This window comes from Blastococcus sp. SYSU DS0828 (genome assembly GCF_054050975.1).
Genome location: NZ_JBJHAK010000011.1, coordinates 119,397 through 140,154 on the forward strand (window position 1 = coordinate 119,397; position 20,758 = coordinate 140,154).

A 20,758-nucleotide genomic window follows, 5' to 3' on the forward strand; every position below is an offset into this window, starting at 1 on the left:
GCTCAGCCCGCCGCGGCCTGCAGGTCGTCGCCGGTCCAGGTGTAGAGCCGGTCGCCGAGGACGACGGTCACCCAGCCCTCGCAGAGCTGCGCCTCGTCGCCCAGATCGGGCCAGTTCCCGCCGCCGTCGAAAGGCATGCCCACCTGGGGGAGCGCGGTGCAGTCCGCCGGCGGTCGAGCTCCCTCGTCCAGCGTCATCTCCGCCCGCACGCTGCCGGAGTCGTCGCCGGCGGCCTCGCCGGGTCGGACGACGGTGACGTCGTGCCCCACCGGGCGGGTCCAGCCCGGCACGTCCCCGCGCGGGGCGTCGTCGGCGTCGGCGTGGTCCGACGTCTCGGTGTGACCCTGCAGCTCCGCCAGCATCGCCCCGGGCCCGTCCACGCCCGCCGGCATGGTCACCACGATCCCTGCCACGGCCACCGCGCCGACCGCCACCACTCCGGCCACCGTCCCGAGCACTGCCTTCTTCGTGTCCATGGGGGAGCGTCGGTCCTCCCGCCGTCAGCGCGCGTCGGTCGCCGGGCTGATCCGCACCCTCCGCCCTCGGGCGGACGACACATTCCTCAACCGACCGGTTGACAAAGCTCGGAGGTGCGGCCTAGCGTCTTCGTCAACCGAGAGGTTGAGAAAGGATGTGACGTGGTGGCGGATCCGCTCTCCCGGGTGTTCTCGGCCCTGGCCGACCCCACCCGGCGGGACATCGTGGCGCGGCTCGCGGTCGGCGACGCCACGGTGGGCGAGCTCGCCGCGCCCTACGACGTGACCGTCCAGGCCGTCTCCAAGCACCTGAAGGTGCTGGAGGACGCCGGCCTGGTGAGCCGGAGCCGGGAGGCGCAGCGCCGCCCGGTGCACCTCGAGGCCGAGGTCTTCGACCTCATGACGAAGTGGATCGAGCGCTACCGGCGCCAGGCCGAGGAGCGCTACCGCCGGCTGGACGACGTCCTGCGAACCATGCCGGACGCCCCAGCCCCGTCCCAGGAAGGAAGCCCCTCATGACCACGAGCACCCACCGCGAGACCCAGATCGCCGCCGATCCGGACGTCCCGCTCATCCGCATCACGCGGGAGTTCGACGCGCCGCGGGAGAAGGTCTTCCGCGCCCACACCGAGCCCGACCTGGTCGTCCAGTGGCTCGGCCCGCGGGGCCTCGAGATGACGATCGACCGCTACGACTGCCGGACGGGTGGTTCCTACCGCTACGTCCACAGCCAGGACGGCGAGGAGTACGCCTTCTACGGCAGCTTCCACGAGGTGCGCCCCGACGAGCTGATCGTGCAGACGTTCACGTACGAGGGCATGCCCGACGAGGTCGTCCTGGAGAGGCTGCGCCTGGAGGACCTCGGCGACGGCCGCACCCGGCTGACCACGACCTCGCTGTGCGACTCCTTCGCCGGCCGCGACGCGATGCTCGCGAGCGGCATGGAGGTCGGCGTGAACGAGGGCTACGAGAAGCTCGACGACCTGCTCGCCCGCAGCTGACCCGCACGCGGCGGGACGGTCAGGCGCGCAGGCTGATCGTCTCGCCGCGGTGGGCGGGGCGGACCGTGCCGGGCAGCTCGCGGCGGGCCACCTCGGCGACGAAGTCCCCGAGCGGGCTCTTGAACAGCGAGTAGTCGTCGTAGTGCACCGGCACGGTGACCGGCGGCTTCAGCAGCTCCACCAGGTCCGCGCCCTGGCGGCCGTCCATCGTGACGGTCAGCCCGAGCACCTTGGTGCCGCCCAGGTGCGGGATGACGACGTCCAGCGGGCCGCAGCGCTCGAGCACCTCGCCGAGGAACGGCCGGTACAGGGTGTCGCCGCTGATGTAGCCCCGCCAGCCGACCTCCCCGTCGCGCACCAGCTCCAGCACGCTGCCCATCACCTGCGGCAGCACCCGGGCCAGGGGGCCGGGGCCGTGCACGCCCGGCACGGAGGTCACCCGAAGCTCCTCGTCGTCGCGGGCGAAGGTGTGCGTCTGCCACGGCCGCAGGTCGGCGGTGCCGGTGAAGCCCCGGTCGGCCAGGCACTTCGACGCCTCCGGCGTGGTGACGACCGGCGTCTCCTTGGGCAGCGCCTTGGTGGCGATCCGGTCCCAGTGGTCGCCGTGCATGTGCGAGAGCAGGATGCCGTCCAGCTCCGGCAGCTGGGCTGGCAGCAGGGCCGGGTCGGTGAGCCGCTTGCTGCGCAGCCCGTACCCCAGGTGCGCCCGCTGCCCGCGGTGCAGGAAGTTCGGGTCGGTGAGCAGCGTGAACCCCCCGATCCGCAGCAGCATCGTCGCGGTGCCGCCGAAGGTCATGGTCACGTCGTCCGCAGCCCGGTCCATGCGCAGGCGCTTACCCCGGGCGCCCCACCTCACCCGTGCCCGGGCGCTGGTAGACAGGGGCGGTGCCCGTTCGCCGCACGATCGACGAGTCGTTCCTCGCCCTCCCGCTGTCCGCGCTCACCGACGCCGCGCTGACCCGCGCCATCGACCTCGGGTGCTCGCACGCCGACCTGCGGGTCGAGCGCATCCGCACCCAGACGATCAGCCTGCGCGACGCCCGCCCCGAGGCCTTCACCGACGGGGAGGACCTCGGCCTGGCCGTCCGCGTGGTGCACGAGGGCACCTGGGGGTTCGCCGCCGGCGTCGTCCTCACCGCCGCCGAGGCCGTCCGCCTCGCCGAGGAGGCCATCGCGGTGGCGCGGGTGGCCGCCGCGCTGAACTCCGACCGCGTGGAACTGGCCCCGGAGCCGGCGTACCCGGACGCCGAGTACGTCTCCGCCTACGACGTCGACCCGTTCACCGTGCCGGACGCCGAGAAGACGGCGCTGCTCACCGACCTGTCGGAGCAGCTGCTGGCCGGCGACGGCGTCGAGCACGTGCAGGCCACCTGCATGCTGGTCAAGGAGCAGAAGTACTACGCCGACACCGCCGGCACCCGCACCCGCCAGCAGCGGGTGCGCATCAACCCCGACCTGACCGCGCTCACCGTGGACCGGTCCACCGGGTCCTTCGAGAGCATGCGCACCCTCGCCCCGCCGGCCGGCCGCGGGTGGGAGTACCTCACCGGCACCGGCTGGGACTGGCGCGGGGAGCTGGCGGAGATCCCCGAGCTGCTGCGCGAGAAGACCAAGGCGCCCACGGTCACGGCGGGCCGCTACGACCTCGTCGTCGACCCCTCGAACCTGTGGCTGACCATCCACGAGTCCGTCGGCCACGCCACCGAGCTGGACCGGGCGCTCGGCTACGAGGCGGCCTACGCCGGCACGTCCTTCGCCACGCCCGACCGGCTGGGCACGCTTCGGTACGGCTCCCCGCTCATGGACGTCACCGGGGATCGCACCGCACTGCACGGGCTGGCCACCGTCGGCTGGGACGACGAGGGCGTGGCCGGCCAGCAGTGGGACATCGTCCGCGACGGCGTGCTCGTCGGCTACCAGGTGGACCGGAACATGGCCCGGCTGCAGGGCATGGCGCGCTCCAACGGCTGCGCCTACGCCGACTCGCCGGGGCACGTCCCCGTGCAGCGGATGGCGAACGTGTCGCTGCAGCCGGTGCCCGACGGCCCCTCCACCGGGGAGATCATCGCCGGGGTCGAGCACGGCATCTACGTCGTCGGCGACAAGAGCTGGTCGATCGACATGCAGCGCTACAACTTCCAGTTCACCGGCCAGCGCTTCTACCGGATCGAGAACGGCCGGCTCGCCGGCCAGGTGCGCGATGTCGCCTACCAGGCGACGACGACGGACTTCTGGGGCTCGATGACGGCGGTCGGCGGCCCGCAGACCTACGTCCTGGGCGGCGCGTTCAACTGCGGCAAGGCGCAGCCCGGCCAGACGGCGGCGGTCAGCCACGGCTGCCCGACCGCCCTGTTCGAGGGCGTGGCGATCCTCAACACGGTCGAGGAGGCCGGGCGATGAGCTACCAGCGGCCCCAGGACGTCGTCGAGCAGGCGCTGGCCGCCTCGACCGCCGACGGGCAGGTCACCGTCGTCGTCGAGGGGTCCGAGGCGAACCTGCGCTGGGCCGGCAACAGCCTGACCACCAACGGGGCGATGCGGTCGCGCTCGGTCGTGGTGATCTCCTTCGTCGACGGCGGCGCCGGGATGGCGGCCGGCACCGTGAGCCGTTCGGGCGCCCCGGATGTCGCCGAGCTGGTGCGGATGAGCGAGCAGGCCGCCCGGGACGCCGGGCCGGCCGAGGACGCGATGCCGCTGATCGCCGACACCCCGCCCGGAGCCGGCGACTGGGACGCCGAGCCCGCGCAGACCTCGATCGAGGTGTTCACCGAGTTCGCCCCGGCGCTCGGCCAGGCCTTCGGCGAGGCGGGCGACCGCGGCGAGCTGCTCTTCGGCTTCGCCGAGCACTCGATGCGCACCACCTACCTGGGCAGTTCCACCGGGTTGCGGCTACGCCACGACCAGCCGACGGGGCGGGTGGAGCTCAACGGCAAGACGCCGGACTTCGGCCGCTCGGTGTGGGCCGGCACCGGCACCCGGGACTTCACCGACGTCTCGGTGGCGGCCCTCGCGGCCGACGTGCAGCAGAAGCTGGCGTGGTCCCGGCGACGGATCGACCTGCCGGCCGGCCGGTACGAGACGCTGCTGCCGCCGTCGGCGGTGGCCGACCTGATGATCTACCTCTACTGGACGATGGAGGCGCGGGACGCCGACGAGGGCCGCAACGTCTTCGCCCGGACCGGCGGGGGCAACCGCACCGGCGAGCGGCTGGCCGCCCTGCCGCTGACGCTGCGCAGCGACCCGCACGCACCCGGTCTGGAGGCGGCACCCTTCCAGGTGGTGGGCGCGTCGTCGGGCTCGGCCTCGGTGTTCGACAACGGCATGGCGGCGCCGGCGGTGGACTGGATCTCCGGCGGGGTGCTCACCAACCTGATCCGCCCGCGGGCCTGGGCGCTGAAGACCACCGCCCCGGTCACCGTCGCCGTGGACAACCTGATCCTCGAGGACCCGACCGCCACGGCCTCCCTCGAGGAGATGGTGGCCGCGACCGACAGCGGGCTGCTGCTCACCACCCTCTGGTACATCCGCGAGGTCGACCCGCAGACCCTGCTGCTCACCGGACTCACCCGCGACGGCGTCTTCCTGGTCGAGAACGGCGAGGTGACCGGTGCGGTGAACAACTACCGGTTCAACGAGTCCCCGGTCGACCTGCTCGCACGGGCGGTGCAGGCCGGCCGCACCGAGCGCACCCTGCCGCGGGAGTGGAACGACTGGTTCACCCGCACCGCGATGCCGCCCCTGCGGGTGCCGGACTTCAACATGAGCAGCGTCAGCCCCGCCAGCTGAGCCCTCCCCGGCGGGTCGGGGCCGTTCCGTCACAGTTCCGCCAAGTCGATCTCGCGCACGCTGGCGGAAACTGACGGGGACGTCGTGTGTTCATCGAGCTACGCTCAGTTGCGATACCTGAGCGAGCGGATCGCTTTACCCAGACCCGGGTTCTGCCGAAACCTCTCGTAGCTCGATGACCGAGTACCGCACGCGAGCCCCGCTCCCACGGGGCTGTCGAGGGGAGGACTCCGTGACCAGGAGTCGCAAGCCGTCCGTCTTCCAGGTGGGCAAGGTCCGCGACGACGGGTACACCGTCGTCATCTCCGGCTGGGGGCTGGGCCTCTGCGCCGCCGCCTGCGCCTGCCACCGTCACCCGTCGGCCGGCCACCTCGCCATCGCCGAGGACCAGGCCGGTGGCTCCATCGGTCTGGTCAGCTTCCGCGAGGGCGGCTGCGACTGCTGCGAGCCGTGGACCTCCGAGGAGCTCTCGGCGATCCTGCGCGACTTCCAGGCCCTGGCCGGCCTCCAGGTGCAGGAGCCCCTCGCCGGCTGAGCGAAGACCCCGGGTTCGGAGGCGGCCCCGCGGGTAGGTGCGGTCCCGTGATGGGACGCGCTGCCCTGCGGGGCGCACTCGCCGGCCTGGCCGGCGTCGCCGTGATGACCCTGGGCGAAAAGGCCGAGCAGGCCCTCACCGGCCGCCCGGACAGCTACGTGCCGGCGCGCACGCTCACGGCGGTGAGCACCGGCCGGCGCCTGCCCGGCTCGGCCCGGCCGCCGGTCCGCAACCACCTCATGCACTGGGGCACCGGCGCGGCCGTCGGGGCGCTGCGCGGCATCTGGGCCGCCAGCGGGCTGCGCGGTCCGCGCGCGTCGGCCTGGCACACCTCCGTCCGGCTGGCCACCGACCAGACGCTGGAGAACGCCAGCGGTGTCGGTTCCCCGCCCTGGACCTGGTCCCGTCGCGACCAGGTCGTCGACGTCGCCCACAAGGCCGTCTACTCCTTCGTGACCGGCGCCGTCGCCGACCGTCTCGTCCCGCTCGCGCCCGACCGGCTGCCGGACGGCACCGCGGCGGGCCCGCGCCGTCGCTGAGACCCCACCCTCGTGGCGGTGGGCCCCTCCTGGGGCGCGTGTGACTCAGGAGGTGAACCCGGGGCCGGTCACCCGCGCGCCCCCCGCTACTCGTCGACAACAGCTCCCTACGGTCCGTTCTGACGCGCATGGTTGCGGCCCCTTCCCCGGGCCCGGCGCAGGTGATCGGAGGCCAGGGTGCACACGCAGCACACGACCACCCGTCGCCGCTCGCGTGCCGTCCTCGCGGTCGGCGCCGTGCTGGTGGCGGCAGCGACGGGCGTTCTCACCCCCACGGCGGCCTCGGCCGCGCCGGGCTCCGCGGCCGAGGCCGCCGAGCTGGTGCGCAAGACCGCCCAGGAGCTCACCGTCATCGACGAGCAGGTGCACGAGGCCCGGCTGACCGTCGCCGAGCAGCAGCGGATCGCCGAGGAGGCCGCCGCCCACGCGGCCACGGCCCAGGCCGCCGTCGCCGCGTTCGAGCCGCAGATGCGGGCCATCGCGCACACCGGCTACACCGGCAAGACGCGGTCGCGGGTGGCCGCGTTCCTCACCAGCGGCTCGGCTGACGAGCTCGTCCAGCAGATGACGACGCTGGACCTGATCGCCGACCACACCAACGGCGTCATCGCCCAGGTGGCCGCCGCCCAGGCCGCCGCGGAGCAGGCCCAGGCCACCGCCGACCAGGCCGCGGCGGCGGCGAAGGCCGGGCTCGAGCAGGTCACCGCCCAGCAGGCCGAGCTCGAGAAGCAGATCGCCGACCACCGCGCCGACTACGCCCGGCTCTCGGCGGCCGAGCAGGCCCGGGTCGCGACCGCGCTGGCCGGGCCGGCCCTCGCCACGCCGTCGGCCGGCAGCCTTCCCGACGCTCCCAGCGGTGCCGCGGCGGCGGCCGTGCAGGCCGCACTCGGCCAGGTGGGCGACCCCTACGTCTGGGGCGCCTCGGGCCCCGACGGCTTCGACTGCTCCGGCCTGACGTCCTACGCCTACGCCGCCGCCGGCATCTCCCTCCCGCACAGCAGCCGCGCGCAGTCCCAGCTCGGCCGCGAGGTGCCGCGGTCGGAGCTCCAGCCCGGCGACCTCGTCTACTTCTACTCGCCGGTCAGCCACGTGGGCCTCTACATCGGCAACGGCATGATGGTGCACGCCCGCACCTTCGGCCGGCCGGTCGCCGTCACCAGCGTCGACCAGAACGGGTACCGGGGCGCCCGCCGCCTCGTCGGCTGACGGCCCCCGGCCCGGCGCGCGGCGCCGCCGCGTCGTACGTTGCCCCTGCACGGCGACGGACGGCGAGGAGGCCGGAGATGAGCGGCGAGGTACCGGCCACGGTGCTGGGCATCTACGACGAGGTGCTGCGGCGCAACCCTGGCGAGACGGAGTTCCACCAGGCCGTCCGCGAGGTCCTGGAGTCGCTCGCCGTGGTGCTCGACCGGCACAGCGAGTACACCGAGATGAAGACCGTGGAGCGGATCTGCGAGCCGGAGCGGCAGATCATCTTCCGCGTCCCGTGGCAGGACGACCGCGGCGAGGTGTGGATCAACCGCGGCTTCCGCGTGGAGTTCAACTCCGCGCTCGGCCCCTACAAGGGTGGGCTGCGGTTCCACCCCTCGGTGAACCTGGGCATCGTCAAGTTCCTGGGCTTCGAGCAGATCTTCAAGAACGCCTTGACCGGCATGCCCATCGGCGGCGGCAAGGGCGGCTCCGACTTCGACCCCAAGGGCCGGTCGGACGCCGAGATCATGCGGTTCTGCCAGTCGTTCATGACCGAGCTGTACCGGCACCTCGGCGAGTACACCGACGTTCCCGCCGGTGACATCGGCGTGGGCGCGCGGGAGATCGGCTACCTCTTCGGCCAGTACAAGCGGATCACCAACCGCTACGAGTCCGGTGTGCTCACCGGCAAGGGGCTCGGCTGGGGTGGCGCGCTGGTCCGGACCGAGGCCACCGGGTACGGCGCCGCCTTCTTCGCCGACGCCATGATGCGGGCCCGCGGGGAGTCCTTCGACGGCCGGCGGGTCGTCGTCAGCGGGTCGGGCAACGTGGCCGTCTACGGCATCGAGAAGGTGCACCAGCTGGGCGGCACCGTCGTCGCCTGCTCCGACTCCGGCGGCTACGTCGTGGACGACGCCGGCATCGACCTCGACCTGCTCAAGCAGGTCAAGGAGGTCGAGCGTGGGCGGGTGGCCGACTACGCGGAGCGCCGGGCCTCGGCGAGCTTCGTGCCCGGCGGCAGCATCTGGGACGTGCCGTGCGACGTCGCCGTCCCCAGCGCCACGCAGAACGAGCTGGACGGCGACGCCGCCGCCGTCCTCGCGCGCAACGGCTGCCGGTACGTGGTGGAGGGCGCCAACATGCCCGCCACGCCGTCGGCGGTGAAGGTGTTCCGGGAGGCGGGCGTCGGCTTCGCCCCCGGGAAGGCGGCCAACGCCGGCGGCGTCGCGACCTCCGCGCTGGAGATGCAGCAGAACGCCTCGCGCGACCGCTGGACCTTCGAGCACAGCGAGGCGCGGCTCGAGGAGATCATGCGGGACATCCACGCCCGCTGCCACGAGACCGCCGAGGAGTACGGCTCACCGGGTGACCTGGTGCTCGGTGCCAACGTGGCCGGGTTCCTCCAGGTGGCCGAGGCGGTGCACGCGCACGGCCTGATCTAGAGCTCGGCGCGCAGCAGCGCCGCGGCGAGGGCGAGCGAGCGCATCTTGCCGGCCGCGGACTCCCGGGGCAGGTACTTCAGCCCGCAGTCGCTGGTGAGCACCAGGCGGGCGACGTCCACGTCGTCCAGCGCGCGGCGCACCCGGTCGGCCACGACCTCGGGGGTCTCGACCTCCGGTGTGGACAGGTCGAGGACCCCCAGGGCGATGCCCTTGCCGCGCAGCGGCCGCAGCGTGGCCGGGTCGAGGTGCGACTGCGCCGTCTCGACGGCGACGGTGTCGACGGGGGTGTCGGCGAGCTCGGGGAGGAACGAGTAGCCGGTGGGGCGCTCGGAGACCATCGCCGCGTAGCCGAAGCACAGGTGCAGGTGCACCGGACCCGGCGCGCCCTCCACCGCGCGGGTCACCGCCTCGGCCCCGTACTCGCGCGCGACCTCGGGGCGGGCCTGCAGCCACGGCTCGTCGATCTGCACGATGTCGGCCCCGGCGGCGAAGAGATCGGCGATCTCCGCGCGGACGACGTCGGCGTAGGCCAGGGCCAGCGCGCGGCCGTCGCCGTAGTGGTCGTCCTGCGCCTGCTGCGCCATGGTGAAGGGGCCGGGGACGGTGATCTTGACGGTCCGCTCGGTGTGCGCCCGCAGGAAGCGCACGTCGTCGGCCTGGATCGGGGCGGGCCGGGTGATCGCGGCCCGCACCCGCGGCACCGGGATCGGCTTCCCGGACCGGTTGAGCACGGTGCCGGGGTCGTCGACGTCGACGCCGGTCAGCGCGGTCGCGAAGTGGTTGGAGTACGACTCCCGCCGGATCTCGCCGTCGGTGACGATGTCCAGCCCGGCCTCCTCCTGCGAGCGGATCGCCAGCCGGGTCGCGTCGTCCTGCGCCTCGGCCAGCAGGTCCGGCGTCACCCGCCACAGCTCCCGTGCGCGCACCCGGGGCGGGAACTGGTGGGCCAGCCGGTCGCGGTCGATGAGCCAGCCGGGCTGGGGCAGGCTCCCCACGATCGACGTGGGCAACGGGGGTAGGTGCGCGGGCATGCCGGGAAGTCTGCCGGGAGTGCGGCCGGTGCGCGCAGCCCGGGGCTGTGTTGAGGTGGGCGGGTGGACGACGCATTCATCGGAGCCCTGGAGTTCGGCGAGCCGCGGATCGACGGGGCCGCGTTCGTGGCGCCGACGGCGGTGGTGGTGGGCGCGGTGACGATGGGGCCGCGGTCGAGCATCTGGTACGGCGCCGTCGCCCGGGCCGACGCCGAGGTCATCGAGATCGGCGCCGACTCGAACATCCAGGACGGCTGCGCACTGCACTCCGACCCGGGCTTCCCGCTGGTCGTGGGGGAGCGCGTCTCGGTGGGGCACCGGGTGGTGCTGCACGGCTGCCGCATCGACGACGAGGTGCTCGTGGGCATGGGCAGCGTGATCATGAACGGCGCGCACATCGGCTCCGGGTCGATCGTCGCCGCCGGCGCCGTCGTCACCCAGGGCAAGGTCTTCCCGCCGCGTTCGCTCATCGCCGGCGTCCCCGCGAAGGTGCTGCGCGAGGCCACCGACGACGACCAGCTGCACATCCAGGGCAACGCGATCAGCTACACCGACCGGCTGGACGCGGCGCGCAGGGTGCGCCGACTGGAGCGCTGAGCCGGCCGGCTACGCCGGTGCGGGGACCAGCGAGTAGAACGCTCCGCCGTCGGCGGTCCGGTCCTGCTCCGCCACCGTGAAGACGGCCTCCTCGCGCGGCATGGTCAGCGGCACCGGACTCCGGGCACCGCAGGGGTCGCCGGCAGCCCGGGGCAGCCTCGCCCACGTCGCCACGCCGTCGTCCCGGCTGAACACGAACAGCACCTGGGTCTCCGACAGATCAGTGCCCGGGAAGCCGGACCAGGAGAAGCCGAGCCGCTCGGTCACATCGCTCTCGTCCTCGTACGGGCAGACGAAGGTGAGGCGTTCCCAGTCGCCGCTCACCACCTCGCGGAGATCGACCGTCGTGCCCGACTCCGCCCCCTCCGCCAGCGCGCGGGTGAGCGCGTCGGCCACCGCTTCGTCGTTCTCGCCGCACCCGGCGAGCGCGGCGGCGCACAGCGTCAAGAGGGCGGCCGTGCGGCGGCCGCGGGACGAGGCGTGGTGTCGGGGCACGGCCGTCAGCCCTCGGCCAGCCACGCGCGCAGGCCGGCGAGCAGACGGTCGACGTCGTCGGCGTCGCTGTAGGGGGCCAGCCCGGCCCGCAGGCCGCCGGTGTCGCCGAGCCCGAGCCAGCGGCTGGCCTCGATCGCGTAGAAGTGCCCGGCCGGCGCGTTGACGCCCCGACCGGCGAGGAACCGGTAGGCGTCGGCGGGATCGCGGTCGGCGAAGGTCAGCAGCAGCGTCGGGGTGCGGTGCGCCGCCCGCGACCACAGCCGGACGCCCGGCAGCTCCGCCAGCCCGGCCTCCAGGCGCTCCCGCAGCCGGTCCTCGTGCTCCTCGATCGCGAGCATCGCCGCGGCCAGCCGCTCCCGGCGCCGCCCGGAGCCCCCGAGGCCGGCCAGGAAGTCCACCGCCGCCGTCGTCCCGGCCAGCAGCTCGTAGGGCAGCGTGCCGAGCTCGAAGCGCTCGGGCACCGCGTCCGTCGACGGCAGCAGCTTGGCCGGGCGCAGGGTGGCCAGGAACGCGGGATCGGCGGCGAGCACGCCGCAGTGCGGGCCGAGGAACTTGTACGGCGAGCAGAGGAAGACGTCGGCGCCCAGCGCCCGGACGTCGACCGGGGCGTGCGCAGTCAGGTGCACGCCGTCGACGACGAGCAGCGCGCCGGCCGCGTGCACCCGCCCGGCGATCGCGGCCAGGGGCGGGCGGGTGCCGATCAGGTTCGACGCCCCGGTCACCGCCACCACGCGGGTGCGGTCGGTCAGCACCGCTGCGACGTCGTCGGCGGTCAGCTCCCCGGTGGCCGGGTCGAAGGCGGCCCACCGCACCGTCGCGCCCGCGCCCTCGGCGGCCCGCACCCAGGGCCGGATGTTCGCGTCGTGGTCGAGCCGGGTCACCACCACCTCGTCGCCGGGGCCCCAGCCGGCGGCGAGGGCGCGGGCCAGGTCGAAGGTGAGCGCGGTGGCGCTGTGCCCGAACACGACGCCGGTGGGGTCGGCGCCCAGCAGGTCCGCCATCGCCAACCGTGCGGCCAGCACCGTCTCGTCGGCGAACCGCTCCGCGGCGGTGACGGCGCCGCGGTTGCTGATCGGCGCGGTCAGCGTCGCCGCGACCGCGCGGCCCACCTGCTCGGGCACCTGGGTGCCGCCGGGGCCGTCGAAGTGCGCGGTGCCGCTCGCCAGCGACGGGAAGGAGGCGCGGAGCGCGGCGACGTCGAGGCTCACGGCCCGACGCTAGCCGCGGCCGGCCAGTGCGGCGATGGCGGCCCGGATCTCCGGGACGTCCAGGGCCAGCGTCGCGTCGCCCACCGGCAGCTCCACCCGCACGACGGCGGGGTCGCCGGTGGGCATCGCCTGCGGCCAGGTCCACAGCCCGTCGACGGCCAGCGCTCGGGCCGCGGCGGTGAAGGCCTCCGGCGTCGTGCGCAGCAGCAGGTGCAGCATCGGCGTCTCCGGCGGATCGGGGACGACGGTGACACCCGGCAGGTCGCGGACGGCGTCGGCCACCTCGCGGGCGCGCGCCAGGTAGGCGGGCATCAGCGGCAGCCGCCGGCGCAGGCAGGCCAGCGCCGACGCCGCGCCCGGCCACATCCCGAACAGGGTGCCGCCCAGCCGCCGGCGCCACTCCCGGACCTCCGCGACGACGTCGGCCGGGCCGGCCAGGCAGCAGCCGGCCAGCGCGCCGATGCCCTTGTAGAAGCTGACGTAGACGGTGTCGAACAATCCGGCGATCTCGGCCGGCGTGCGGTCGTAGCCGGCCGAGGCCTCCCACAGCCGGGCGCCGTCCAGGTGCGCCGCGGCGCCGCGCTCCCGGGCCCAGGCCACCTGCGCGGCCAGGTCGTCCCACGGCGGCAGGCGCCCGCCCAGATCGCGCTGGGGCAGCTCCACCAGCAGCGCGGCAGGCAACTCGGCGACCGCGTCCAGATCGGTGCGCAACAGCGGCCCGTACCGGTTCCCCGCCGGGCGCAGCACCATGCCGTGCAGCCGCTCGAACGCCTGCTCCTCGTGCCGGATCAGGTGGCTCTCGGGGTGGCAGACGACGGTGCGCCGGCCGCGACGGTCCGAGTGCACGCGCAGCGCCGCCTGCTGCGCCATGACCCCGCTGGGCAGGTACGCCGCCGCCGGCAGGCCGAGCAGCCCGGCGACCTCGGCCTCCAGCTCGGCCACCACCCCGCCCTCGCCGTACCGGTCCGGGGCGGTGCCGGGCGGGACCGTGGCCAGCAGGTCGGCCGGCCGCCACTCGCCGTGCCCGGTCAGCGCGCGGGTGCAGGCCTCGCGCAGCGCGAGGAGGTCGTCGTCCACCCGGGAAGTCTCGCCCGCCGGGTGGTCAGTGGAAGCGGCGCCCCTCGGCGAGCATCTGCACGGCGGCGGCGATCCGCTTGGCCCGGCCCGCCGGCGTGACGGCGGTGTGCACCCGCCACAGGACGGCGTAGCGGTTCTGGCCGTCGAGGGCGTCGAAGGCGGCCCGCGCGCCGGGCTGCGCGTCCAGGGCCGCGGCGAGGTCGTCGGGCACGGTGATGGTGGCCGCGCCCGGATAGGCGCGTGCCCACCGGCCGTCGGCCTGCGCGGCCGCCACGGCGGCCAGGCCCGCCGGGCGCATCCGGCCCTCGGCGGTCAGCCGCTCCACGGTGGCGACGTTCTTCTGCGACCACACGCTGCGCGCGCGGCGCGGGGTCAGCCGCAGCAGGTGGTAGGAGTCGTCCAGCCGCTGGCCGCGCCCGTCGATCCAGCCGAAGCACAGGGCCGACTCGACGACCTGCGCCGCGGTGACGGAGGGGATGCCCGAGCCCTTGCGGGCGATCTGTACGTAGAGCCCCGGGGCGGTGGCGTGGTGGGCCTCCAGCCAGGCCTCCAGGGCGGGCTGGTCGGCGAACGGCAGCATCGGCAGATCCGTCGGCGCGGGCACGGCACCATCCTGGACCCGCGGTACGACGGGTTCCGGCGGTGTGTCAGCCGGCCAGCAGCTCGCGCAGCAGCGCGTCCACCGCGGGGCCCTCGACGAGGAAGCCGTCGTGGCCGTACGGGGAGGAGATCAGCCGCAGCGGGACGCCGAGCGCGTCGGCCACCCGCTGCTGCTGCTCCGGGGGGTACAGCCGGTCGCTGTCCACGCCGGCGACGAGCGCGCGGGCGGTCACCCGGGCCAGCGCCGCCTCGACGCCGCCGCGGCCCCGGCCGACGTCCCAGCTGTTCATCGCCTCGGTGAGGAGCACGTAGCTGCCGGCGTCGAACCGGCCGGTCAGCTTCGCCCCGTGGTGCTGCAGGTAGGAGGCGACCGCGTAGCGGCCGTCCTCCTGCACCCGGGTGCCGAAGCGCGCCTCCAGCTCCGCCGCGCTGCGGTAGGTGAGGTGGGCGATCCGCCGGGCGACGTCCAGGCCGTCCGCCGGCGGGTCGGCGAGCGGGTAGTCCCCGCCCCGCCAGCGGGGGTCGGCCCGCACGGCCGCCTGCTGCGTGGTCTGGGTGCCGATCTGGTCGGCCGAGGCGACGGCGGTCGAGGCGAGGAAGAAGAGCGCGGCCACCCGGCCGGGGAACGCGACCGCCCACTCCAGCGCCCGCATACCGCCCATCGAGCCGCCGGCGACGCACGCCCAGCGCCGCACGCCGAGCGCGTCGGCCAGGGCCGCCTCGGCGCGCACCTGGTCGCCGACGGTCACCCCGGGGAAGCGTGACCCCCACGGGGCGCCGTCGGGGGCGGCCGACGACGGCCCCGTCGTCCCCTGGCAGCCACCGAGCACGTTGGCGCAGACGACGAAGAACCGCTCGGTGTCCAGGGCGGCACCCGGGCCGACCACGCCGCTCCACCAGCCGGGCGTCGGGTGTCCGGGCCCGGCCGGCCCGACGACGTGGCTGTCACCGGTGAGTGCGTGCTCGATCAGCACCGCGTTCCCGCCGTCGGGCGCGAGCGTGCCCCAGCACTCGTAGGCGATGCGCACGCCGGGCAGGCTCCCGCCGCGCTCCAGCTCGAACGGGCCGGGCAGGTCGAGGAACCGGCGGTCGCCCGCCGGGTCGCCCTCGACCCACCCGCCCACCGTCAGGCCGACTTGGCGGCGCGGAACCCGGCCTCCAGGTCGGTGAGGATGTCCTCGATGCCCTCCAGGCCGACGGCGAGGCGCACCAGACCCGGCGTGACCCCGGTGGTCAGCTGCTCCTCGGGCGTGAGCTGGGAGTGCGTCGTGGAGGCGGGGTGGATGACCAGGCTGCGCACGTCGCCGATGTTGGCGACGTGGCTGTGCAGCTCCAGCGCCTCCACGAACCGCTTGCCGGCCTCGACGCCGCCGTGCAGCTCGAAGGTGAGGACGGCGCCGGCTCCCTTCGGCGCGTACTTCTGCTGCGCCGCGTGCCACGGCGAGGACGCCAGCCCCGGGTAGTTCACCCGCTCGACGGCGTCGTGGCCCTCGAGGAACTCGGCCACCCGCTGCGCGTTGGCGACGTGCCGCTCCATGCGCAGCGACAGGGTCTCGATGCCCTGCACCACGAGGAAGGCGTTGAACGGCGAGACCGCCGGCCCCAGGTCGCGCAGCAGCTGCACCCGGGCCTTGAGCGCGAACGCCGGCGCGCCGAGGTCGGCGTAGACGACCCCGTGGTACGTCGGGTCGGCGGTGGTGAACATCGGGTGCCGGCCGCCGGTCCAGTCGAACGTGCCGCCGTCGACGATGAGCCCGGCGATGACGGTCCCGTGGCCGCCGAGGTACTTGGTGGCCGAGTGGACGACGACGTCGGCGCCGAACTCCAGCGGGCGGATCAGGTACGGCGTCGCGATGGTGTTGTCGACGATCAGCGGGACGCCGTTGCGGTGGGCGACACCGGCGACGGTCTCGATGTCGAGGATGTCGCCCTTCGGGTTGCCGATCGACTCGGCGAAGAACGCCCGGGTGTTCTCCTGGACGAGGGACTGCCAGTTCTCCGGGTCGTCGGGGTCCTCGACGAAGGAGACGGTGATGCCCATCTTCGGCAGCGAGTGGTGCAGCAGGTTGTAGGTGCCGCCGTAGAGCGAGGCGGACGCCACGATGTGGTCGCCGGCCTCGGCGAGGTTGAGGATCGCCAGGGTCTCCGCGGCCTGCCCGGAGGCGACGGCGAGCGCGGCGACGCCGCCCTCCAGCGACGCGACGCGCTGCTCCAGCGCGTCCTGCGTCGGGTTCATGATCCGCGTGTAGATGTTGCCCATCTCGGCCAGCGCGAACAGGTCCGCGGCGTGCTGGGTGTCGCGGAACTGGTAGGCCGTCGTCGCGTAGATGGGCAGTGCCCGGGCACCGGTGGCCGGGTCCGGGCTCGTGCCGGCGTGGATCTGCCGGGTCTCGAAGCTCCAGCTCTGCGGGTCGGTCATGCGCCGTCTCCTCTCGCTCGCGGAGACCCGCGGCGCACGGGAGCTCCGTCCTTGCCGGGGGGCGGGCGCCTCCCGGCCGGCTCTTCCCCTGGAGCACCTCAGACGGAGTAGAGGTTGCCGGGCAGCCAGCCAGGTGCTTCGCGCTGCCTCTCAGGAGCCGAGGTGATCCTAGGACGCGCCGCAGGGGAGTGCGCGACGCCCCCGTGGCGGGACGGATGTCCCACGTGAAACACCGGCCCCGTCGGTCACCCGGTCGGGGAGGCGGGGTCGGTCTCGTCGCCGGTGTCCCCCGTGTCGCCGGTCGGCTCCGGTCCGGTGGTCTCCGGAGCCGTCGTGGTCGGCTCGGTGGTCGGGGACGGCGAGCCGGTCGTCGGGGTGCTGGGCCGGGACGTCGTCGTCGGGGCCGGCTCCGTCTCCTCGGTGGTCGGCGGCTCCGTCTCCTCGGTGGTGGCCGGCTCGGTCTCCTCGGCCTGCTCGGTCTGCTCGGTGACCTGGCCCCGGGTGTCCGGCTCGCCGGGGGCCGGCGGCTTGACGTTGAGGTACAGCGCGAAGACGGAGACGAACAGCACGGCGAGCACGACCGTGGAGGTGCGCGCCCGGCCCAGGTGCTTGGGCACGGCCGACCACCAGCGGTGGCGCGGGGCCGCGGTCGTGCCGGTGGGCGCCCCGGCATCGGCGGCCGCGGCGGCGGGCGCCGTGCTGACGACGGGCTCGTCGGAGGCCCGGGCGGTGGCGTCGGTCGGGTCGCGGCGCTCGTCGGGGGCGGTCACGAAACCTCCTCCTGGACGGCGGTCGCGCCGTCCCGCGCCGCGACCGAGGTGGTGGGCTGCGGCACCTGCATGCCCTGGCTGCGGAAGGCCTGGACGATGCGCGCCCGCAGGTCGCGGCCGACCTCGAACTGCTTGCCGGGGAGCGTGCGGGCGACCACCCGTACGTTCACCTCGTCCAGGCCGAGGGTCTCCACCCCCATGACCGTGGGCGGGTCGAGCAGCAGCGGCCGCATCGCCGGGTCCCGGAACGCCTCCCGGCCCACCTCCCGCAGGATCTCGTTGGCCCGGTTCACGTCCACCGTGGTCGGCACCGGCACGTCGACGACGGCGCGCGCCCAGTCGCGGGACAGGTTCACGACCTTGACGATCTGGCCGTTGGGCACGGTCACGACCTCGCCGTTGGGCGAGCGCACCCGCGTGACGCGCAGGGTGACGTCCTCGACGGTGCCGTTCGCCGGGTCGCCACCGCCCACGACCTGGATGGAGACGACGTCGCCGAACCCGTACTGGCGCTCGGTGATGATGAAGAAGCCGGCCAGCACGTCACCGACGATGCGCTGGGCGCCGAAGCCCAGGCCCACGCCGAGCACCGTGGCAGGCGCGACCAGGCCGGTCACCGGGATGCCGAGCCGGTCGAGGATGAAGAAGACCGAGATCGAGTAGATGAGCACGACCGCCGCCCAGGTGAGCACCTGGGTCAGCGAGTGGCGGTGCTTGGCCGCCTCGGACCGGACCAGCGCGTCCCCGCCGGTGGAGTTCCGGTCGATCCGGTCGGTGATCTTGTCGCCCACCCAGCCGACGAAGCGGGCGAGCAGGACCGAGCCGAGGACGATCAGCACCACTTCGAGACCCCGCCCGGACAGCCAGTCCAGCACGTCTCTCAGCGCGTCCACGGGGCGGCACTCCGATCATCGGGGGAAGCGACCTCTCCACCTTGCGCACCGCCGCCCGGCGATGCCAGCCCGACCCGCCGCCCGCTGCCGGTGGTGACGGAGAGATCGCTCACGGCGTCTCCCGCGGCTCGACGAACAGCGACTGCGTGGACCGCCCGATCGGGCCGTCGACGTCGAAGAGGACCGCGAAGCACTGCGCCGCCCCGGTGCCGCCGTGCACGGTCTCGGCGGCCATCCCCAGCCACTCCCCGCGCGGGGGTCGGTGCAGCGCCACGGAGAGGTCGACGTTGGCGAACGTGGCGCGCGTCCAGTCGAGGCTGGCGGAGATGCCGCTCGCGGCGTCGGTCATGACCAGCAGGTGCTGCAGCGGCGTCATCGGCTCTCCGGCGACCAACTCGCACTCGGGGCGGGTCCAGGCCGTGGCCGGCCCCGGGCCGTTGAAGGTCCCCGCGGCGAACCGCCACTCCAGCGCCCGGTGGTAGGCGATCTCGGTGGTGAAGAACCCCGCCCGCTCGGGGCGGCTCTCCTCGGGTCCGGACGGCGCCGGGTGCGGCTGCCCGGTCGCCGGGGCGGCGTCGTCGCTGGAACGCATCCGCCAGGCCGACAGCCGCATGAGCGGGCGGTCGTCGCCGGTGTCGAGGACCGCCTCCACCAGCTCGATCCGCCGGCCGGGGCGGATCACCGAGGTGCGCACCCGCACCGGGCCGACCGGGACCGGCGCCAGGATGTCGTAGGCCAGCCGCACGGTCTGCCCGCCGACGATCCCGCCGGCCCGCTCGACGGCGCGCAGGAGCAGGGCGGCGGGCGGCCCCGCGTGCTGGTGGGCGGCGTCCCAGGGGCCGATGGTCAGGGCCGTGGCGGTGAATCCGTCGCCGTCGGGCAGGTAGAGGGCCTCGGGCACGTCCATGGACGGAAGTCTGTCGCCGTCGGTCGCCGCTCCGGGCGCCGGGTCTCCCGCGACGCCTCCGGTGCGTGCTGCCGCGGTGCCGCGCCGTCACAGCACGCCTGCCGGGCGTGGCTCTTCGGCCGATCCGGTATCGCAATCCGTTGTACCGCCGGACCGTCGTCCGTACGGTCCGCACGACGGGGGCAGCGACCGTCGGCACGAGGGGGAACACGGATGGTGCGGGCGCACGAGTGGGACATCAGCCGGCGGCTGTCCAGGCCACCCGGGGGGCGCCGACCGTGGTGGGTGTCGCACCCCGCTCCGGAGCCGGCCAGGCTCCGCCTGCAGTGGGAGGCGGCCGGCGGCCACGCCCTCGTCGTGGTGGACGGGGACATCGACCTGGTGACCGCGCCGCAGCTGGAGGCGTTCGTCGCCGAGCGCCCGCTCGCCGGCTGCACGGTCCTCGAGCTCGACCTCGGTGGCGTCCCCTCGATGGGCTCGGGGGGGCTCTCGGTGCTCATCGGCGTCCGCCGGTGGTGCCTCCAGCGCGGCATCGACCTGCTGCTGCGCAACGCCCAGCCCTCGGTGTGGCGGGTGTTCGAGGCGACGGGGCTGGACGCCGTCTTCACCGCCTCCGGTCGCGAGTCGCACCCGCCGGCGCACCAGCTCGCCCTCTTCTGAGCCGGTAGGTGTCTCGGCCGCGGTAGCCCGCTACCGTGCGCGCGTGCCCCGTACCGTCCGCCCCGGCCTCGGGTACGCGCTGACCCTCGCGGCGGCGGCGTTCTTCGCGGTCAACGGCACCGTCTCCACGCTCGCCCTCCAGGCCGGTCTCTCCGCGCCGCGGTTGACCGCGTTGCGGTGCACCGGCGCAGCCGTGGCCCTGCTCGCGGTCCTGCTGGTGGTGGCCCCGGGCCGGCTGCGGGTCGCCCGCCGGGAGCTTCCGCTGCTGGCGGTCCTCGGCGTCGTCGGGATCGCCATGACGCAGTACCTCTTCTACGTGGCCATCGGTCGCCTGCCCGTGGGCATCGCGCTCGTCTTCGAGTTCACCGGGACCGTGCTCATCGCCGTCTACGTGTGGCTCGTCCGCCGCGAGAAGGTGCGCCGCCGGGTGTGGGCGGCCCTGGTGCTGTCGTTGTCCGGGCTGGCCCTGGTGACCGAGATCTGGACCGGAGGCGGTTCGCTCGACGTGCTCGGCGTCGCAGCGGGCCTCGGCGCCGCCGTGGCTCTGGCGACCTACTACCTCATCGGCGAACGGGGCACCGTGTCGCGGGACCCCGTCACCCTCACCTGCTGGGCCTTCGTCGCCGCCGCCGTCTTCTGGGCGGTGGCCGCGCCGTGGTGGCAGTTCGATGCCGCGGTGCTCGGCCGCGACGTGCCCGTCTCGATCGGCTCCCTCGAGCTCCCGCTGTGGGTCCTGGTGGCCTGGATCGCGGTGATGGGCGCGGTCGTGCCGTTCGGGCTGTCGATCGCCGCCCTGCGCCACCTGCCGCCGACCGCGGCGGGGCTGGTGGCCACGGCGGAGCCGGTGTTCGCCTCCGTCGTCGCCTGGCTGTGGGTCGAGCAGGTCCTCACCGCCTGGCAGGTCGTGGGTGGCGCCGTCGTCCTCACGGGGATCGCGCTGGCGCAGACGGCGCGCACCGCGGTCCCGCCGACCGCGCCGCCCCTGCCGGAGAGCCCGGCCCCGCTGTCGAGGTGACCCGGAACCGCCGGAACCGCCGGAACCGCCGAGATCACGTGATGTCGGGGGTTGCGGGGCCGGGCTGGGGCGGGTTCAAGAGCTTTCGGCGGCGGGGGGGGGGGTCCGCGGGGGTAG

23 protein-coding genes and 1 riboswitch are annotated in these 20,758 nt (G+C 74.5%); of the genes, 11 read left to right on the top strand and 12 right to left on the bottom strand.

Features of this window, described 5'->3' with window-relative positions; all coding sequences use genetic code 11:
• Positions 1–2: 2 nt before the first annotated feature.
• The gene (locus ACI79Q_RS11270; RefSeq protein WP_456599632.1) at positions 3–476 is read right to left on the bottom strand and encodes a hypothetical protein; all 474 of its coding nucleotides are present in this window, start codon (positions 474–476) and stop codon (positions 3–5) included.
• Between the two features lie 162 nt (positions 477–638).
• Between ACI79Q_RS11270 and ACI79Q_RS11275 the strand changes: the two genes are divergently transcribed.
• Both ACI79Q_RS11275 and ACI79Q_RS11280 read left to right on the top strand, forming a co-directional pair.
• The gene (locus ACI79Q_RS11275) at positions 639–995 is read left to right on the top strand and encodes an ArsR/SmtB family transcription factor (protein WP_456599631.1); all 357 of its coding nucleotides are present in this window, start codon (positions 639–641) and stop codon (positions 993–995) included.
• Complete coding sequence (locus tag ACI79Q_RS11280; RefSeq protein WP_456614705.1) at positions 992–1,477, top strand: SRPBCC family protein; 486 nt, start codon at positions 992–994, stop codon at positions 1,475–1,477. Before ACI79Q_RS11275 ends, ACI79Q_RS11280 begins: the two co-directional genes overlap by 4 nt.
• Positions 1,478–1,496: 19 nt before the next feature.
• On the opposite strand, the gene ACI79Q_RS11285 is transcribed toward ACI79Q_RS11280, so the two are convergent.
• Positions 1,497–2,300, bottom strand: a complete 804-nt coding sequence (locus ACI79Q_RS11285; protein WP_456614706.1) for an MBL fold metallo-hydrolase — start codon at positions 2,298–2,300, stop codon at positions 1,497–1,499.
• Positions 2,301–2,362: 62 nt separating this feature from the next.
• Here ACI79Q_RS11285 and ACI79Q_RS11290 point away from each other — a divergent pair, with 62 nt between their 5' ends.
• The 6 genes from ACI79Q_RS11290 (at position 2,363) to gdhA (ending at position 8,969) form a co-directional block, all read left to right on the top strand.
• Positions 2,363–3,877 (top strand): TldD/PmbA family protein, encoded by a 1,515-nt coding sequence (locus tag ACI79Q_RS11290; RefSeq protein WP_456614707.1) that lies wholly within the window; start codon positions 2,363–2,365, stop codon positions 3,875–3,877.
• Positions 3,874–5,262 (top strand): metallopeptidase TldD-related protein, encoded by a 1,389-nt coding sequence (locus ACI79Q_RS11295; RefSeq protein WP_456613544.1) that lies wholly within the window; start codon positions 3,874–3,876, stop codon positions 5,260–5,262. Before ACI79Q_RS11290 ends, ACI79Q_RS11295 begins: the two co-directional genes overlap by 4 nt.
• A gap of 232 nt (positions 5,263–5,494) precedes the next feature.
• Entirely contained in the window at positions 5,495–5,797 is a 303-nt protein-coding gene (locus ACI79Q_RS11300; protein ID WP_456591192.1) for a hypothetical protein, read from the top strand.
• A 50-nt stretch (positions 5,798–5,847) separates the two neighbouring features.
• On the top strand, positions 5,848–6,336 hold the full coding sequence (locus tag ACI79Q_RS11305; protein WP_456599627.1) for a hypothetical protein: 489 nt from the start codon (positions 5,848–5,850) through the stop codon (positions 6,334–6,336).
• Positions 6,337–6,513: 177 nt separating this feature from the next.
• A complete protein-coding gene (locus tag ACI79Q_RS11310) occupies positions 6,514–7,542 on the top strand; it encodes a C40 family peptidase (RefSeq protein ID WP_456591194.1) in 1,029 nt (342 codons plus the stop codon).
• A 77-nt stretch (positions 7,543–7,619) separates the two neighbouring features.
• Entirely contained in the window at positions 7,620–8,969 is a 1,350-nt protein-coding gene (gdhA, locus tag ACI79Q_RS11315) for an NADP-specific glutamate dehydrogenase (protein ID WP_456591195.1), read from the top strand.
• On the opposite strand, the gene ACI79Q_RS11320 is transcribed toward gdhA, so the two are convergent.
• Positions 8,966–10,000 carry a uroporphyrinogen decarboxylase family protein gene (locus ACI79Q_RS11320; protein ID WP_456614708.1) on the bottom strand — a complete coding sequence of 345 codons (1,035 nt, stop codon included), beginning with the start codon at positions 9,998–10,000 and terminating at the stop codon, positions 8,966–8,968. The two genes, gdhA and ACI79Q_RS11320, sit on opposite strands and share 4 nt — an antisense overlap.
• Positions 10,001–10,063: 63 nt before the next feature.
• Between ACI79Q_RS11320 and ACI79Q_RS11325 the strand changes: the two genes are divergently transcribed.
• The gene (locus ACI79Q_RS11325) at positions 10,064–10,597 is read left to right on the top strand and encodes a gamma carbonic anhydrase family protein (RefSeq protein WP_456614709.1); all 534 of its coding nucleotides are present in this window, start codon (positions 10,064–10,066) and stop codon (positions 10,595–10,597) included.
• Positions 10,598–10,606: 9 nt separating this feature from the next.
• Here ACI79Q_RS11325 and ACI79Q_RS11330 read toward each other — a convergent pair whose 3' ends face one another.
• The 9 genes from ACI79Q_RS11330 to ACI79Q_RS11370 all read right to left on the bottom strand — a co-directional run bounded on the left by ACI79Q_RS11330 (position 10,607) and on the right by ACI79Q_RS11370 (position 18,966).
• Positions 10,607–11,092, bottom strand: coding sequence for a hypothetical protein (locus tag ACI79Q_RS11330; protein WP_456614710.1), 486 nt, complete (start codon positions 11,090–11,092; stop codon positions 10,607–10,609).
• A gap of 5 nt (positions 11,093–11,097) precedes the next feature.
• Entirely contained in the window at positions 11,098–12,300 is a 1,203-nt protein-coding gene (locus ACI79Q_RS11335; protein ID WP_456614711.1) for a cysteine desulfurase-like protein, read from the bottom strand.
• Between the two features lie 9 nt (positions 12,301–12,309).
• A complete protein-coding gene (locus ACI79Q_RS11340; protein WP_456614712.1) occupies positions 12,310–13,377 on the bottom strand; it encodes a threonine aldolase family protein in 1,068 nt (355 codons plus the stop codon).
• 25 nt (positions 13,378–13,402) lie between these two features.
• Positions 13,403–13,981: a YdeI/OmpD-associated family protein gene (locus ACI79Q_RS11345; RefSeq protein WP_456591200.1), complete on the bottom strand. Its 579-nt coding sequence runs from the start codon at positions 13,979–13,981 to the stop codon at positions 13,403–13,405.
• Positions 13,982–14,024: 43 nt separating this feature from the next.
• Positions 14,025–15,101: a homoserine O-acetyltransferase MetX gene (metX, locus tag ACI79Q_RS11350; protein ID WP_456591201.1), complete on the bottom strand. Its 1,077-nt coding sequence runs from the start codon at positions 15,099–15,101 to the stop codon at positions 14,025–14,027.
• A 2-nt stretch (positions 15,102–15,103) separates the two neighbouring features.
• Positions 15,104–16,396: a bifunctional o-acetylhomoserine/o-acetylserine sulfhydrylase gene (locus ACI79Q_RS11355; protein WP_456614713.1), complete on the bottom strand. Its 1,293-nt coding sequence runs from the start codon at positions 16,394–16,396 to the stop codon at positions 15,104–15,106.
• A 42-nt stretch (positions 16,397–16,438) separates the two neighbouring features.
• A riboswitch (SAM riboswitch) is annotated at positions 16,439–16,554 on the bottom strand.
• An 87-nt stretch (positions 16,555–16,641) separates the two neighbouring features.
• Positions 16,642–17,166, bottom strand: a complete 525-nt coding sequence (locus ACI79Q_RS11360; RefSeq protein WP_456614714.1) for a hypothetical protein — start codon at positions 17,164–17,166, stop codon at positions 16,642–16,644.
• Complete coding sequence (locus tag ACI79Q_RS11365) at positions 17,163–18,059, bottom strand: mechanosensitive ion channel family protein (protein WP_456591204.1); 897 nt, start codon at positions 18,057–18,059, stop codon at positions 17,163–17,165. The genes ACI79Q_RS11360 and ACI79Q_RS11365 overlap by 4 nt, the downstream gene beginning before the upstream one ends.
• 109 nt (positions 18,060–18,168) lie before the next feature.
• Positions 18,169–18,966, bottom strand: coding sequence for a thioesterase family protein (locus tag ACI79Q_RS11370; protein ID WP_456614715.1), 798 nt, complete (start codon positions 18,964–18,966; stop codon positions 18,169–18,171).
• Between the two features lie 213 nt (positions 18,967–19,179).
• Between ACI79Q_RS11370 and ACI79Q_RS11375 the strand changes: the two genes are divergently transcribed.
• Positions 19,180–19,626, top strand: coding sequence for an STAS domain-containing protein (locus ACI79Q_RS11375; protein ID WP_456591206.1), 447 nt, complete (start codon positions 19,180–19,182; stop codon positions 19,624–19,626).
• A gap of 43 nt (positions 19,627–19,669) precedes the next feature.
• Positions 19,670–20,641, top strand: coding sequence for an EamA family transporter (locus tag ACI79Q_RS11380; RefSeq protein WP_456591207.1), 972 nt, complete (start codon positions 19,670–19,672; stop codon positions 20,639–20,641).
• Positions 20,642–20,758 lie beyond the last annotated feature (117 nt).